This window comes from Flavobacterium sp. UBA7682, from assembly GCF_002482945.1.
GTDB lineage: Bacteria > Bacteroidota > Bacteroidia > Flavobacteriales > Flavobacteriaceae > Flavobacterium.
Genome location: NZ_DLGY01000045.1, coordinates 28,458 through 44,671 on the forward strand (window position 1 = coordinate 28,458; position 16,214 = coordinate 44,671).

General features: G+C 38.9%; 7 protein-coding genes. 2 read left to right on the forward strand and 5 right to left on the reverse strand.

What is annotated here, in order from left to right:
* The gene (locus B3C16_RS13160) at positions 1 to 1,116 is read right to left on the reverse strand and encodes an NAD(P)/FAD-dependent oxidoreductase (protein WP_121312031.1); all 1,116 of its coding nucleotides are present in this window, start codon (positions 1,114 to 1,116) and stop codon (positions 1 to 3) included.
* Between the two features lie 216 nt (positions 1,117 to 1,332).
* Here B3C16_RS13160 and B3C16_RS13165 point away from each other — a divergent pair, with 216 nt between their 5' ends.
* Positions 1,333 to 4,518 (forward strand): reprolysin-like metallopeptidase, encoded by a 3,186-nt coding sequence (locus tag B3C16_RS13165; RefSeq protein WP_291132499.1) that lies wholly within the window; start codon positions 1,333 to 1,335, stop codon positions 4,516 to 4,518.
* A gap of 322 nt (positions 4,519 to 4,840) precedes the next feature.
* Entirely contained in the window at positions 4,841 to 5,311 is a 471-nt protein-coding gene (locus B3C16_RS13170; RefSeq protein ID WP_291132501.1) for a DUF6252 family protein, read from the forward strand.
* A gap of 120 nt (positions 5,312 to 5,431) precedes the next feature.
* Here B3C16_RS13170 and B3C16_RS13175 read toward each other — a convergent pair whose 3' ends face one another.
* The 4 genes from B3C16_RS13175 to B3C16_RS13190 form a co-directional block, all read right to left on the reverse strand.
* Entirely contained in the window at positions 5,432 to 6,007 is a 576-nt protein-coding gene (locus B3C16_RS13175) for a hypothetical protein (RefSeq protein WP_291132503.1), read from the reverse strand.
* Between the two features lie 705 nt (positions 6,008 to 6,712).
* Positions 6,713 to 8,584 (reverse strand): OmpA family protein, encoded by a 1,872-nt coding sequence (locus tag B3C16_RS13180; protein ID WP_291132505.1) that lies wholly within the window; start codon positions 8,582 to 8,584, stop codon positions 6,713 to 6,715.
* 20 nt (positions 8,585 to 8,604) lie between these two features.
* Positions 8,605 to 9,522: a PorP/SprF family type IX secretion system membrane protein gene (locus tag B3C16_RS13185; RefSeq protein ID WP_121312036.1), complete on the reverse strand. Its 918-nt coding sequence runs from the start codon at positions 9,520 to 9,522 to the stop codon at positions 8,605 to 8,607.
* A gap of 38 nt (positions 9,523 to 9,560) precedes the next feature.
* Entirely contained in the window at positions 9,561 to 16,139 is a 6,579-nt protein-coding gene (locus tag B3C16_RS13190) for a fibronectin type III domain-containing protein (RefSeq protein ID WP_291132508.1), read from the reverse strand.
* Positions 16,140 to 16,214: the final 75 nt, after the last annotated feature.

Consider the following 16,214-nt stretch of genomic DNA (forward strand, 5'->3'; position numbering starts at 1 on the left):
TTATTTGACTAAATCTGCTAATTCTTGACCTATTAAACTACCTATCGCAACGCCCATTCCACCGAGGCGAACACCACAATAGACATTTTCGGAAAGTTGCTCAACTATTGGTCTTTTGCTTGACCCCAATCCCATGATGCCACTCCAACGATGGGCGATTTTGAAATCGGTATTGGGTAAAATTACTTCTTTTAAAATAGCTTCCAAACGATTTTGTATTAATTCGGTTTGACCTAAATCAGCAGTGGTTTCTCCTTCAAAGTCTAAGTTTCGGCCGCCGCCAAAAAGAATGCGGTCATCAATATTTCTAAAATAATAATAGCCTTTATCGAGATGGAAAGTTCCTTTGATGTCTAAATTCGGGATGGGCTCGGTTATCAAAACCTGTGCTCTGGCCGGTTTTACTTGGTTATCAGTTAACTTTCCGGCAAAACCGTTAGTAGCAAACAGTAATTTTTTGGCACTAAAACAAAAATCACCTAACGCAATTTCCACTTGATTATTTCGCTCTTGAAACGAAGTCACTTCTACCTGATTTAGAATCATAATGTTATTCGCTACTGCTTTTTGCAACAATGCTTGCATCATTTTTCCGGTATCGATTTGCGCTTCGTAAGGATTAAAAATCAAATATTCTTGTATGCCTTTGAAGTCAAAACGATCTACTTCTTTGGCAAAAACGTCATTTCTGAAAATCGGTTTTAAAATTTCGTTGACAAAAGGCAACTTCTGCAAACATTCATTATAACTGCTTTCATCGCTGTTAAGAAACAACTCATAGCCTCCGAAAGGTTTGAAATCTATAGCCGCATCAGTTAAATTTTTACGCAACAATTGCAGTCCGTTCCAACGCTTTTGAATCAATTGAATGACTTCTTCTTCGCTGTGCGACTTTAAATCGTCTAGAATTTCGGAAAGACTTCCAAAACAAGCAAATCCGGCATTTTTAGTACTTGCGCCTTGAGGTAAGATTCCCTTTTCCAAAACTAATATTTTACTTTCTGGAAATTTTTCGCGCAAAGCTAACGCGCAATGCAAACCAACAATTCCGCTTCCGACTATAGTGAAATCGATGTTGGTAAACCAATTCTTGAGTTCCCAGTAACTGAAATGCATGATTATTTTTTTTTTAAAAATACCTTTTTTAATAATTGTCTGACACTATTAATGTCAGTTTTTTCGAATTTATTAATATTTTAATTAATTTATTATTTATTCCTTGCCAATATAACTAGTAGTTTATCGATTTGTTAATAGTTTTGTTATTTTGTTCATTACTATGTGAAAAATAATTTTAATTTTGGAGCACTATTTAACCAAATTTAAAGACTTATGAAGTACAAATTACTCACGGTTGCCTTATTGACAATCTCAAGTGTAGCTTTTTCACAAAGAGGAAATTCACTTTGGAATTCAACTACCAAAAAAAGCGATATGATTCCGCTGGAAAGCAGAATAATATTACCCGAAAACTATCTTTTTACGCTGAATCTTGACGGACTTAGAAATGTATTAGCCAGTGCTCCGCAAAGAGCTGCAGGCATGAGAACTTCTACTGTTACTTTATCCATTCCGAATGAGAATGGTGTTTTAGAAAGATTTAGTATTTATGAAAATTCCGCTTTAGATCCGGCTTTGGCTGCACGTTATCCGGAAATCAAATCTTATATTGGAATTGGAATTGACAACCCACATTCGACTTCTTATTTTAGCGTTACGCCGCTTGGGTTTAAATCGATGACGTTAAATGCTGGCAAAGCTGCGGTTTTTGTTGAACCAATTTCACAAGACCTTACTACTTATACTGTTTTTAGAAGAGCGGACAAAGCCCAATCACTCAATCCTTTTGAATGTTCGGTGATTGATGAAGTTATTCCTCAAATCAATGATGATGGAAGTATGTTAAGACCCAATGCCGATGATGCTACTTTGAGAACTTTTCGTTTAGCCTTATCTTGTACTGGTGAATATGCCACTTATTTTGGAGGCACAAAAGCACTTGCGTTAGCGGCCATGAATAATTCTATGACTCGTGTAAACGGTGTTTTTGAAAAAGATTTCGCAATTAGAATGGTTTTAATTGCCAACAACGATGCTGTAATTTACACCAATGCCTCTACTGATCCTTATACTACAAGTTACAACAGTCAGTTGCAAAGCACTTTAACTTCAGTTATTGGAGAGGCCAATTATGATGTAGGTCATTTGTTCGTAAGAGCTTCCAACAACGGTAATGCAGGCTGCATAGGCTGTGTCTGTAGTTCAGGAAAAGGAAGCGGTTTTACTTCAAGCACAATTCCACAAGGAGATACATTTGATATTGATTATGTGGCTCACGAAATCGGACATCAATTTGGAGGAAACCATACTTTTTCAATGAGCAATGAAGGTACAGGTGTAAATATGGAGCCTGGTTCCGGCTCAACCATTATGGGTTATGCCGGTATTACTTCTCAAGATGTTCAGCCTAATTCTGATGTCTATTTTCATGCTGTAAGTATCCAACAAATTACTAATAACGTAAAAAATAAAACTTGTCAAACCAATACACCAACCGGAAATGCCATTCCAACTGCAAGTGCTGGTGCAGATTATACTATCCCAAAAAGCACTCCGTTTATGTTGACCGGATCAGGAAGTGATGCTAACGGAGATGCATTAACCTATAACTGGGAACAATTTGACAATGCGGCAAGTACCGCTACCGGAGCAAGTTCGGCTGCTAGTGCTACCAGAACCACAGGGCCAACTTTCCGTTCGTACAATCCATCAACTTCACCAGTTAGGTATTTTCCAAGAATTCAATCTGTTTTAAACGGGGCAACTACTACTGCAGGAACTGAAATCACTGTGGAAGCCTTGCCTTCAGTAGCCAGAAATATGAATTTCAGATTAACCGTTCGCGACAACAGAGCCGGTGGTTCTGCCAACAATAGTGATGATATGATTGTTACCGTTAACGCAACAGCCGGACCATTTACAGTAAGCGCTCCAAATACAGCTGTTACTTATGCCGGAAACAGCTCTCAAACCGTAACTTGGAATGTAGCCGGGACGACTGCAAACAATGTGAACTGTGCCAATGTTGATATTTTATTATCGACTGACGGTGGATTTACTTATCCGGTTACTTTATTGGCTGCCACACCAAATGACGGATCACAAGCAGTTACTATTCCGAATTTAGCAGGAACAACCAATCGCATCATGGTAAAAGGAACCAATCATATTTTCTTTGATGTTTCTAATGCCAATTTTACCATTACTAGTTCAGTCGCTGATACTACTGCACCAACAGCGGCTACATTAAGCGCTTCTGGAACTACAGCCAACGCAACCAACTTATCTTGGTCGGGTGCCACAGATAACATTGGTGTTTCCGGATATGATGTATACCAAAACGGTGCTTTCAGAGCTTCAACTACAGGAACTACTTTTGTGGCCAACGGATTAACTGCAGGAACGACCTATAGTTTTTATGTAATTGCAAAAGATGCTGCCGGAAATGTTTCTCCGGCGAGTAATACGGTTAATGTAACTACGCTAACTCCTGATACTACTGCGCCAACAGCACCAACAGTAAGTGCTTCAGGAACTACTTCTTCTTCAACAAACTTAGCTTGGTCAGGTGCAACAGACAATGTAGCCGTGACCGCCTATGATGTATACAGAAACGGTTCATTCTTAGCTTCTACGGCTTCGACTACGTTTGCGGTTACAGGCTTATCAGCTTCAACAGCTTATACTTTCTATGTAATTGCTAAAGATGCTGCCGGGAATGCTTCACCAGCGAGTAACACTGTTAATGTAACTACACTAACTCCATCTGTAACTTATTGTACTTCGAGAGGAAATGACACTAGTGATGAGTATATCAACAGAGTACAATTGGGCACCATCAATAACTTGTCGGGCAACAATGGTGGTTATGGTAACTTTACGGCGCTTTCTACCAACTTAGTTCGCAGCACTAGTAATTCAATTACCATTACGCCAACATGGACAGGAACCTCCTATAACGAAGGTTACCGAGTTTGGATTGACTACAATCAAGACGGTGATTTCTCAGACAGCGGTGAACAAGTAGTAAATGTAACCAGAACCAAAACTACTCCAATTGCAAGAAGTTTTACCGTTCCTGCTTCAGCTTTATTAGGTTCAACCAGAATGCGTGTATCAATGAAATACAACGCATCGCCAACAGCTTGTGAAACCTTCTCTTATGGCGAAGTGGAAGATTATACCGTAAACATTACAGCTACTGCTCGTTTTGAAGATGAACAAAGCACTACAATTACTTTCAACTTGTATCCAAACCCTGTAAAAGGCGATGTATTAAACATTGCTAATCTTGAAACTTCTTCTACCTATAGAATTTTCAATATAATGGGTCAAGAATTAGGAAAAGGTAAAATTGAAAATAATAATGTATTTGTTGGTTCGTTAAAATCCGGTGCTTACTTAATTGAAGTAAGTGATGGAACTTCAACAACCACAAAACGTTTTGTAAAAGAATAAAGTTAAAAGCAAATTGACATTAGTTTAAAGACCACTCTCAAAAGGAGTGGTTTTTTTATTGATAAATTTTAGGAGCGACCCGAACTACAGCGAATTGGCGAAGCAATGGCTCGGACGTGCTTAGCAACCTTGTTTCCGCTTTTAGTCTCGTTCCAAAAGACGAGGCTGCAATCGGGGCTAATGAAATACTATTTTAGTCTTTGGAAACATTTCAAAGTAAAATTACAAACCCAACTTTAACATAAATAAACACATATCTCTATTGAGACTTAGATAATTTCCAATACATTTGGAATCAATTTATTAAAACAATAAACAAATTATGAGAACATTAAAAAAAGCAGCTCTTCTATTGGTATTAGTAACAGTGAGCGCCATTTCATTTAATTGTAGTTCTGACAGCAGTAGTAGTTCTTCTTCAAACTTTTATTTAAAATGTAAAGTGAACGGAACATGGGTTGAATTTGCAGACCCGATGGTGATCAATTCTTTAGCCAAATCAATCACCGGAAATGATGCTGATACCGGTAAAGTGGTAACATTGTTCACACCATTAGATGTAGCTAACGGAACTTACAACATAACAGATGAACCGTCTAATGTTGATTCTTATGGAGGAAGTTACAGTGATTTTAACGAAGACGCATACACTGACAACGAAACCGGTACAATGAACATTACTGAAGTAACAGCAGACGTTATTAAAGGTACTTTTTCATTCACAGGCGATGATGGAAACGGAGGAACAATTATTGTAACAGAAGGAAGCTTTAGAGCTGAAAATATAGAATAGTTATTGCATTAAAAATAATTACCAGAAAGCCCGATACTGTCGTATCGGGCTTTTTTTGCTATCAAAAAAAGCCATCATTACTGACAGCCTTTCTTCAGTTATTGATTATGGCAAAAAAAATTATTCTCCAAATACAACTTCAACAATATCACTGGCGAGACCAATCTCTACATCGGCAATAACACCGTAAGCCCGATATTCCCAGTGTTCGGGTTTGTTAGGTACCGACAATGTGGGATGGTGTTCAAAAGGACTTCGGGTAGCGCGGGACAAAATGGTGAAAGTAGATGTACCCTTCTCTCGCCTGTAAATATTGATCCCATCAACGCCCATTTTCTTAAATCGGATGCGAACATTACCTCCAAACAATTCCCCTATGATTATAGGTTTATAGGTAGCAGCATTAAATTCGTCGCTAGTACTTATGATCCCTAAGTCCTGCCCAATGGATACAGTATAAGCCGGATTCACTTTGTGACGGGCAATGTCAATTCTCAATTCGCCACCCTGAACGCTAATAGCATTATCACGGGTTTCTAGTGAGGCTTTGTAAATGTTTTTCTGATTGTTTACCGCATTAATGGCATCGATAATAGTCTGGCAGAGCACCTGTTCTTGAGCTACTTCGGCCGGACTGAGACCTAAGGTTGTGGCATGGGTAGCAATTTTTTCTTGGTAATTCGTAGCCCAAACCACTAATAAGGATTCGGCCTGCGGGAAAAATGAATTTTTCATAATGTAAAAGTTTAATTAGAAACATTTTTATTACTCATTGACACCTATCCGTTTTGGAAGGTTGTTTTGCCTTATAGATGTGTGCCAAGTATTAATGTTTTATATATTTACTTAAGAATTAAACCTTTACAATTCACTGCTTACTATACAGATAACGCAGAAATCATTAAAATAATATGCGCGCCTATTAAAAAATAATCTATTACTTATAAAATAAGGGATGCGGAAAGAAAAATTTGTTCCTAATTTTTCCGGCACGGTACCGTGCGAAGTTAGCGGAGTCATTTTTTAATCAGCACGGCGGTATTCCAAGTTGGCCCATCGCCAAGCTAAGTCAGCGCGGTGGTTATTTTATGCGGCGCGGTACCGCGCTCGATTAGCCCGGAGGTTTGCGCGTTATTGCGGTACCGGGGATAATTTGCACGGTACCGAGGAGGATTAGCGCGGTGGGGTTTTTGATTAGTCCAGAAGGATTAGCGGTGCTTTTAAAGCGAAAATTAATTGAATATGTTGTTTGCCATTTATATCATCCCTGAGGGGATTTTTGATGTTTTGTATATCCATTTATCGCTATTAAACCCCTAACGGGTTTGTGTAGATTTCTTTTCAGCAAAAAACCCCAAACATTACTGCTTGAGGTTTTTTTTATAAAGAGTGGTATCTTATTTATTTCGTCACAATCAAGAATTCTGAACGTCTGTTTTGAGCGTGTTGCTCTTCAGTACAGTCTTTGCCACAATCTACTTTTGGCTCTAACTCACCCATACCTTTAGCAGAGATTCTGCTGGCAGCAATCCCTTTAGAAATGATATATTGCGCAGTTGATTTAGCTCTTCTGTCAGATAGTCTTTCGTTGTACTTATCGGTACCTCTGTTATCCGTGTGAGATTTAGCTAAGATGACCATTTTGTCATTGTTCTTCATCACCTGTACTAATTTGTCTAACTCAAAAGCACCCTCTTGCGTGATGTTACTTTTGTCGTATTCAAAATAGATTGGTTTTAATACAATTTCTGTTTCTGTTACAATTACATCAATTGGTTGTAAAGCCGCATCTACTTTAGCAGATGGTCCTTTACTTGGTGTTATTGCAAAAGTGTTCCCTTCAAAACCATCTTTAGAAGCTTGCACTACATATGGTTTGTTACACTCTACTCTGTATTTAACTTCACCACTGGCATTGGACATTTCAGTAGCAATAACATTCTTCTTATCGTCTAAGATAGCAACACTTGCATTAGATAAAATAGCACCTGTTTTCGCGTTAGTAACCACCACAGTTACATCAACACCACAAATTGGGCTAACCACCAAGATATCATCGTTTCCGCCACGATTACTCGATAAGAAACCAACGTTTTTAGTACCATTGAAAGAAAATGCGAAATCATCTTTCTCTGTATTTACCGGAGCGCCTAAATTACTGGCATCTGAGCCACTTGACAAATCAATTTGATATACATCGTAACCTCCTAAACCTTGTTTTCCGCTTGAAGCGAAGTACAATGTTTTGTTGTCATCAGCAATAAAAGGGAAATTTTCATTGCCTTCAGTATTTACTTTGTTACCTAAGTTTTGAGGCTCACCATAAGTTCCATCAGCATTTATTGCTACTTTCCAAATGTCAGAAGCACCTATACTTCCGGGTCTGTTTGAAGCAAAGTATAAAGTCTTACCATCTCTGCTCAAACTTGCATTTCCTGTTGAATAGCTTTTATCATTGAAAGGCAAAGCAGTAAGTTCTCCCCAAGTATCTCCGCTTTTAGTTGCTTTGAATAAATAAACCTGACTGATTTTTGCATTGGCTTTTTTATCTTTCTCAGATTGTTTCTCTTTAAAACTTTCACTAGAAAAATAAGCTGTATTCCCGTCAGCACTAATAGTCACAGGACCATCATGCCATTTAGAATTTAAAGAAGCCACAACACCCGCATTGGTAATTGTACCATCAGTATTATAATCAGCTTTGTAAATGTCTAAGAAAGGTTCGTCAGTCCAACCGTAGTTTTTTCTGGCTCCGTTTCTGGCACTGGCAAAGTATAAACTATTGTCATAAAGTACCGCTCCAAAATCAGACTTGTCACTGCTAATATCAGAAGCATTAACATTGAACAATTTAGTTTTATCTAATAATCTCGGAATGTAATTAGGGTTTTCTTTAAAAGCTTTCGCACGTTGGTCACTTGGAGCAGCCGCAGCAAATTTTTGCATTTGCTTGTTGGCTTCTTCGTATTTTCCACTGGCTTTTAGCATCTGAGCATAGCGGTAGTAAGTCTCCGCATCTTGATTAGTTTCAGTTGCTTTGGCATACCACTTCGCTGCTTCTGTTGCGTTAAACATATTGTAATTCGCATCGGCCAATTGCTTGTATACATAAGGATCGGCTTTATCATTCTCAACAAGTCTCAGATATTCCTTGGCCGCATCAACATACTCGTATCTTGCGAACAGTTTGTCGGCTGCTTTTGTATCTTTATTTTGCGCCGAAAGTGTAAAACTCATGGCTACAAAACTTATGGCTATATATAGATTTTTCATTTTTTAGGTTTCTTTATAGGTTAGAAATATCTTGGTGAACGTGATACTTTTTTCGGGAAGTTCAAATCGAATAATAACATCAACTCGTGAGAAGATGGTGTTACGGTATTCAAGTCTGAAACAATGTGGTCATAAGCGTACCCAATTCTTAAACTAGGTGTAATAGCAAAATTGACCATAGCTCCGAAAGAGTCTTCTACTCTATAAGTGGCTCCTAATTCTAACTTATCATAAAGCATAAAATTGGTTGAGACATCAAAAGATGTTGGCGCATTTAACGATGATTTAACCATCGCAAAAGGTTTAAATTTCAAATTTGGATTGATATCAAACACATAACCTCCAGTTAAGAAATAATGTAATTCTTCCGTTCCATATTGTCTACCGTCAAAATCCAAATATTTTGTTTTTAACATATTCGGTACAGAGAAAGCGATATAGTACTTTTCCGTGTAGTAGAAAACCCCGGACCCAACGTTTAAGAAAGTTTTGTTAGGATTCCCGTTACCAAAGACATCATCATTTAAATCAGGCAATGTTGGATAGATGGTGTTGAAATCTATCTTGTGCATGGTCACACCGGCTTTCATACCGAAAGCCAGTCTGTGTTCACCACCTAAGTTTAAAGTATATGAGAAGTCTGCATAGAAGTTGTTCTCTTCAACCGGTCCAATTTTATCGGATATAACAGAAAGTCCTAATCCAACGTTTCTTCCAACCGGACTGTGGATAAAGAATGTTCCTGTTGTAGGTGCATCTTCTATCTCAACCCATTGCTTACGATAAAGAAATCCGCCTGAAACAGCTTCTTTAGATCCGGCATAGGCCGGATTCATCACACTCATATTGTACATGTACTGAGTGTAATGAGGATCTTGCTGTGCTCTTAACTCTGTTACCGATAAAGCTAATATTGCAATGAAATATAGTTTCTTCATTTTGTTTTGTTTTATTTTGAATGCAAATTTATATTGTCCTATTGTACTCTGTTGATGTAAATCCAACCTGTTCTGGTCTCTCCATTATCTCTTTCAATAACGAAATAATAAGTTCCATCAGGGAGCTCGTCTCCACCATCAGATTGTCCTTTCCATTGGTCAGTATAATTGCTTTGTTCATAAACTTTTACACCATATCTGTTAAAAATACCTAGTTTCTTAACATTAAATCCTCTAAGGTCGAACGAATCATTTAATCCATCATTATTAGCAGAAATACCTTTTTGAATAACACAAGTAATAGCATCAACTACAATAAAACTAGAATTTGGACATCCGTTAGAAGTTACCGTAACCGTGTAAGTATCTAAAGCCGAAACCACAATACTTTGAGTGCTTCCAACATTTGCACCTGAACTGTTTTCCCAAGTGTAAGTAACATTTGAATCAAATGACCCTTCAGTTGGAGAAACCGTTAATACAAATTCAATCCCTTCACAGTTCCCAGAAACACTAATTTGTATCGGTGAACCAATGACAATTTGATCCGTACTTGAACTTGCAACTCTACATGTTGCTGGATCAGCAGTTATTGAATAAGTGATAGTGTATGTCCCCGGTATACTTGTTGAAAGAACTTCACCAGTAGTAGGATTAATATCTAAACCTGCTGTCGATGAAAAAGTTCCGCCAGTTGTAAATCCAGGAGCTGATGTATCAGGTAATGGAGTAGCACTTCCAATACAATATTGAGATTGATAAGCAATAGTAGTTACCGGAGTAATTACCGGAGTAATCACAATATCAAATGTAGCACTTCCACCTGCCAAACAAATGGCATTATTTGGAGCAACACTGTAAACAACGGTATAATTCCCTGGTAATGAACCAGCATTTCCAGACAAAGTAATCAAACCTGTTGTTGGATCAATATTCAAACCTGTTGTTGAAGAAAAAGTACCACCAGTGGTAAATCCTGCAGCCAAAGTAGGCGTCATAGTAATTGTTGCATTTTGACAAACCGGTGTTGGATAAGTAAATCCTAAAACTGTTGGTGTAAACGGAACTGGGTCTATTACAACAGTAAGCGGAACTGAGTAACATCCCGTAGCTAAATCTAGCACTGTAATGGTATGTGTCCCTGGAGCAACGCTCGCGAAAGTTGTACCTGCCTGATAAGCCCCATTGTCTAAACTATATTGGTATCCTGATTGCGGTAAAGCATAAGATCCAATGTTGGTGTAATCTTGCGGGTCAATAGAAGTCCAATCAGCAGCATTCCAAGTTAAACTAGGAACTGTAGCCGTATTATTTCTTCTGTATGTATAACCTGCCTGATTTGCTGGTGTAAAGTTTGTACCATCAGTTCTTCCCCATAAATCTACATCAACATTTGCACTGGTTGTCAATTTAATGTAGTCGTCAGTATTTACACCACCACAAGTAGCAAAAACCTGATTAGGAACTACTCCGCCTTGATTAACAATACTTCCAACGGCAATAACAAATGTGCTGTTATTGTTTAATATTCCTGTCAATTGATTATCACAAGAAGCGGTTGTGCTTCCATTATTGAATACTTTCAATTTATAATTGCTTAAATCTACTGATGAACCTGTTCCATTGAATATCTCAACATAAGTTAAAGAACCTACATCTTCATCTGTTACTTCAGAAATAAATAAATTTGAAGGTAAACCACTAGATGTTCCTATTGGCGAAGTAACTTCAATAGTTCCTGTTTGAACCAAACAAGAAGTTTGAGTCACATTTACTGTTGGTGACGGTGCTGTATTTATGGTTACTGTAAATGATTTTTCATCCGAACAACCATTATTATTAGCATAGATATATACCGTTTGCGTTGCTGTAATTGGAGTATTAATATCTAAAGGAGATACTCCTCCAGAAGCAGCAAAATAATTTCCAACCGTTAATGCCGGTAATGAATAAGTATTACAAACAGAAACCGGAGCTGGTTGAACAATAACTGGCGAAGCAATAATTTCGACTTGTGTCGTTGGATTACTGCTCACACAAACGCCTGCTCCAGGTAAAGCGTAAGTAACGGTGTAAATCCCAGGCGCACTTAAACTCGGATTAATAGCCCCTGTATTGGCGTCTATGTATAAACCTCCGTTAGGACTTGCAGAATATGAACCACCAGTAGAACCCGTAAACGTAACATTTTGAAGAGAAGCAATACTTCTACAATAAGATGGTGCTGAATAAGCTATAGTAGCCGAAGTTGGTTCTGTAATGTTAATAGTAAACGATTTCACTTTTTCATCACAACTAGCTGTTGCCGCCACTGTATTTGTAATTACATAATTTCCGGGCGCACTAGCTTGAAGATCAATTTCTCCCGTTGCTGTATCGGCAAAGACTAAACCAGGAACTATAGTTGAAGAAAATACTCCAGCCACTGAACTAGGTGCTATAACCGCTATAGGATTTGGAGCTCCGAGCTCTTTACAATAAGATGTTGGAGTATAACTAAAGAAAGCATCAGGACAACAAAGTGTTCCACCTGCTCCAGTTGCACCGGCATTAGTTTGTGTTAAGTTAATATACCCAGCCTGATTAGAGAAGTTGGTAATTAACACTATATAATATTGACCCGCTACAGCATTAGCAATATTTAAAGTTTCTGTTGGAGCTGCAGAAAAACTACAACCTGTTTGTTGAGTAACCGGCACTCCGATTCCTGGAGGTGCAAACGGTGCTGATACACCAATAAATGTACATGCTGCTTCTTGACCGGTAAATGGTCCCCAAGCGGCATAATCAACATCAAGATTTGGTGCTCCACCAATAGTAGATGACTGTGTCAACAAAAAGTTGATAGGTCCTGATGTTGCAACCTGAATAGTAAAATAAGCAGGATTAGGAGAACTACCCAAACAGCCAATAGCACCTAAACTTGTCACCCCTGTTGTATTAGCATAGTTTGTTAAACTACAAACGGTTGAAGCAGTTGGACATGTTGACGGTGTTGATATACACAAATTAAAAGTTGTTGATTGAGCCGTAGCAGCATTCGAATAAACTCTTATGTAATAAGTAGTACCTACAGTCAAGTTATTCAATACTCCTGATAAGGAATTGGCAGCACTACAAAAGAATTGTGTTAAAGTACCACATTGTCCTGAGTAGGCAGCGAAATTTAAATTCGTAGTAGTTCCTACAACATTTTGCAAGGCAACATTCAAATAAGTGTTTGTGGCAATAAATTGGAACCATACATCATCATCCGCTGTTCCTAAACAAGGAGCAATGGCAGGTGACGGTGAAGCACTAGCACCAGCAATAGAACCCGGTGTTACTTGCTGACAAACTGCTGAGCCGTTTACCGGTGCAAAAATGGCACCTTCACAATTATCATTAGCCAATAAAGTATTAAAGTTCAATCCATTTGACAAAGCACTTTCTCCCTCTACCGGACAGTTAGACCTTACATAAAAAGTGTATTGTGTACCGGGATTTAATCCTGTAATTAAAGCTGGATTAGCTGAAACTGTGAAAAATCCAGGATCTGTTGGAAGTGGTACCGGCGAACCTAATGGCACTATGATAATGTCCCAAGAGGTCACAAGAGGGTTTAATTCTGTCCATCCTAATAAAGCCGAAGTTGTTGTAATGTTTGTTGCGGTTAAAGCCGTTGGTTTTGGACAGTTTGGCGCAGCTCCACAAGTTACATTTGCAACCCATCCAGGTCTGTTAACAGAACCATCACTTCTAAATCTGAAAGTCAAACAACCATCTACACCTGATGCCGTAAATGGGCCAGGAATAGCAGTACCCCAATATCCGCCTGCTAATCCACCTGGAACAAATCCTGCACCATTGGTACTGGCTATTTGCGGTGCATTAATATCAGCTCCGTCGAAAACATATAAAGCATCCCAGTTCGTTTCTGTATCAAAAGCAGAGAAAGTAACCGTTACTACTTGTCCGGCAGGCGGACAAATCGTTACTGTTGAATCTGAACCATTTGGATAGTTAGCCGTTGGTCCACCAGCATCTGTATAAGTTCCACCACATACCGGTGGAGCTACTTGTGTTGTTACTGTTGCCACAGGCGACCAGAAGCTTAAATCAGTATCTGTACAAAAGCCTCTAACATAAAAATCATAACAGGTTACTGGCGATAATCCAGTTACAACAAAAGGATTTGTTGGTGCATCTATCCATCCCGTTGTTGAAGCAGTTGGTGCTGGCGATCCACATGGCAAAACCAATACTTGCCAAGAAACTGAAGGCGCAACACTATTCCAATTTAATTGGACTGAAGTAGATAAAACCGTAGAAGTTGTCAAAGTTGTTGGCGGAGGACATGTAGGTACTGTTGAAAAAGCTACCGGTCCAGACCATAAACTTACTCCAGCTCCTCCACAATCTCCACGCACATAATATTCATAAGCTGTTCCGGGAGTTAATCCTCCTAAAACAAATGGATTTGTAGGTGCTGCAGTCCAACCTGTTTCAGTTGGTAGTGGCGCAGGTGATCCAGCAGGCACAGCTATAACTTGCCAAGCTGTTGCAGTTCCAGGACTTACCCAACCCAACTGCACTGTTGTTGTAGTCATTCCTGAAGCAGTCAAGTTTGTTGGCTGTTCACATGCCGGTGGCGGTGCACAAGTAATAGTAGAAACCCATCCTGGATTATTAAACGAACCGTCACTTCTAAACACAAATGTCAAACATCCATCAGCACTAGTTGAAGTGAATGGCCCAGGTAAATTGGCTCCTGTTAAATTACCCCAGTATGAACCGGCTAAGCCACCTGGAACATTTCCTGCACCATTTGCACTTGGCAATAATTGTGAAGGTGTAACCGAATTTCCATTGTATACATATAAACCATCCCAGTTTGTTTCCGTATTGAAAAGAGTAAAGGTCACTGTTACTTTTTCTCCAGGTATTGTTGGACAGATGGTGGTGGTAACATTTGAATTATTAGCATAATTAGCAGCAACACCTCCTGCATCTACGAAATTACCTCCACATTCTGGTGGCGCAACTTGTGTAGTTACACTTAGAGGTCCTGACCATAAACTTACGCCATTTGATGTTGAACTACAATTTCCTCTTACATATAAATCATAACATGTTGCCGAAGTTAATCCGGTAAACACGTATGGATTAGTTGCTGTTGGAAGCCAACCGGTAGAATCTGCTGTTGGAGCAGGAGAGCCACAAGGTAAAGCCAAGACTTCCCATGTAGTTGCAAGCCCATTATTGGTCCAACCTAAAGTCACTGAATTTGATGTTAATGCAGTTGTTGTCAATCCACTTGGTCTTTGACAAACTGGTGGTGGTGCACAAGTCACATTTGAAACCCAACCCGCAAAAACACCTGAAGTATCACTTCTGAAAACAAATGTCAAACATCCATCCGCACTAGTTGAAGTGAATGGTCCCGGCAAATTGCCTCCTGTTAACGTACCCCAATAGGCTCCGGCTAATCCGCCTGGAACATTTCCGGCACCATTTGCACTTGGCAATAATTGTGAAGGTGTAACTGTATTTCCGTTGTAAACATACAAACCATCCCAAGTGGCCTCAGTAGCGAATGACGTAAACGTAACCGTTACTTGTTCTCCGGGAATGGTTGGACAAATAGTCGTGGTGATATTCTCACTATTAGAGTAATTAGCTGATGTATTTCCTGAATCGACAAAATTTCCTCCACACTCCGGAGGAGCAGCAGAAGTTGTAAAAATTGCCGATGGTCCTACGTAAAGACTAGGGAATCCCGAAGAACATATGGCTCTAACATAAAATTTATAAGATGTATTTGGAAGTAATCCAGTAACGACATAAGGAAGTGTTCCATTATAAACTACTCCTACTCCTGTTGGAGTTCCAGCCGAAGGCACAACTTCTATTTCCCAAGATGTTGCACCACTTGGATTAGCCCAATTTAAAGTTGCACTTGTTGAAAGTAATGTTGTAAAAGTTAAATTGGTAGGATCTGCACATTTTTCAACAATGGCAACATTATCAACTAACCAACGATCTCCTGAACCGGCAACACCAGCTACTTGCTGATTGTGCACCTTAACAAAGGAAACGTAAACTTGTTGATTGTGATAAATGGCAGGAATATTGACAACTTTCTCTTCGTAAATATTAAAAGTAGTTGTTAAATCCGCTTCTGTCCATTGTTGAATTATTGTATAAGCTGCTGGATTAGTTTGCGATGCAGTAGCAGGCGCAACTCTAATTTGGTATACCGTTCCTTGGTTACCTGAAGCAAATGAACGTGTAAAAAAACGCAGTTCACCATTGTTTGGAATATTAACCAAAGGAGTCGCTAAAAAATCCTCAGAGATATCACCAATACTCATGGTTTCTCTGTTGATATAGGCAGCATTTGTACCTGCATAAACAATTGGTGGATCATTAACAGTATTGTTAATTCCCCATCTTTGTCCGGTTCCTACAGCGTTATCGAAAACAGCCCAGTTACCCGTTGTTAATGCCCAAGTCGTTCCGGGCAATGCCTCGGGACCTGTTGTTGACTCGAATCCTTCAACTATTACCGGCGTAAATTGAGAATAGCCAGAAATAGTGAAAAAGGTCAGCAAAATTAGTAATGTAATTTTCTTCATGAAATGAAAATTTAGTTGTTATTGAGTTTTTTTTGGATTTTGAGTTCCAAATTTAGTAAAAATTATGAAAAAAAT

Bases quoted from the DNA above. Each gene is read 5' to 3' on its own strand.
- B3C16_RS13180 (WP_291132505.1), bottom strand. From the start codon at position 8,584: ATGAAAAATCTATATATAGCCATAAGTTTTGTAGCCATGAGTTTTACA.
- B3C16_RS13165 (WP_291132499.1), top strand. From the start codon at position 1,333: ATGAAGTACAAATTACTCACGGTTGCCTTATTGACAATCTCAAGTGTA.
- B3C16_RS13170 (WP_291132501.1), top strand. From the start codon at position 4,841: ATGAGAACATTAAAAAAAGCAGCTCTTCTATTGGTATTAGTAACAGTG.
- B3C16_RS13185 (WP_121312036.1), bottom strand. From the start codon at position 9,522: ATGAAGAAACTATATTTCATTGCAATATTAGCTTTATCGGTAACAGAG.
- B3C16_RS13160 (WP_121312031.1), bottom strand. From the start codon at position 1,116: ATGCATTTCAGTTACTGGGAACTCAAGAATTGGTTTACCAACATCGAT.
- B3C16_RS13190 (WP_291132508.1), bottom strand. From the start codon at position 16,139: ATGAAGAAAATTACATTACTAATTTTGCTGACCTTTTTCACTATTTCT.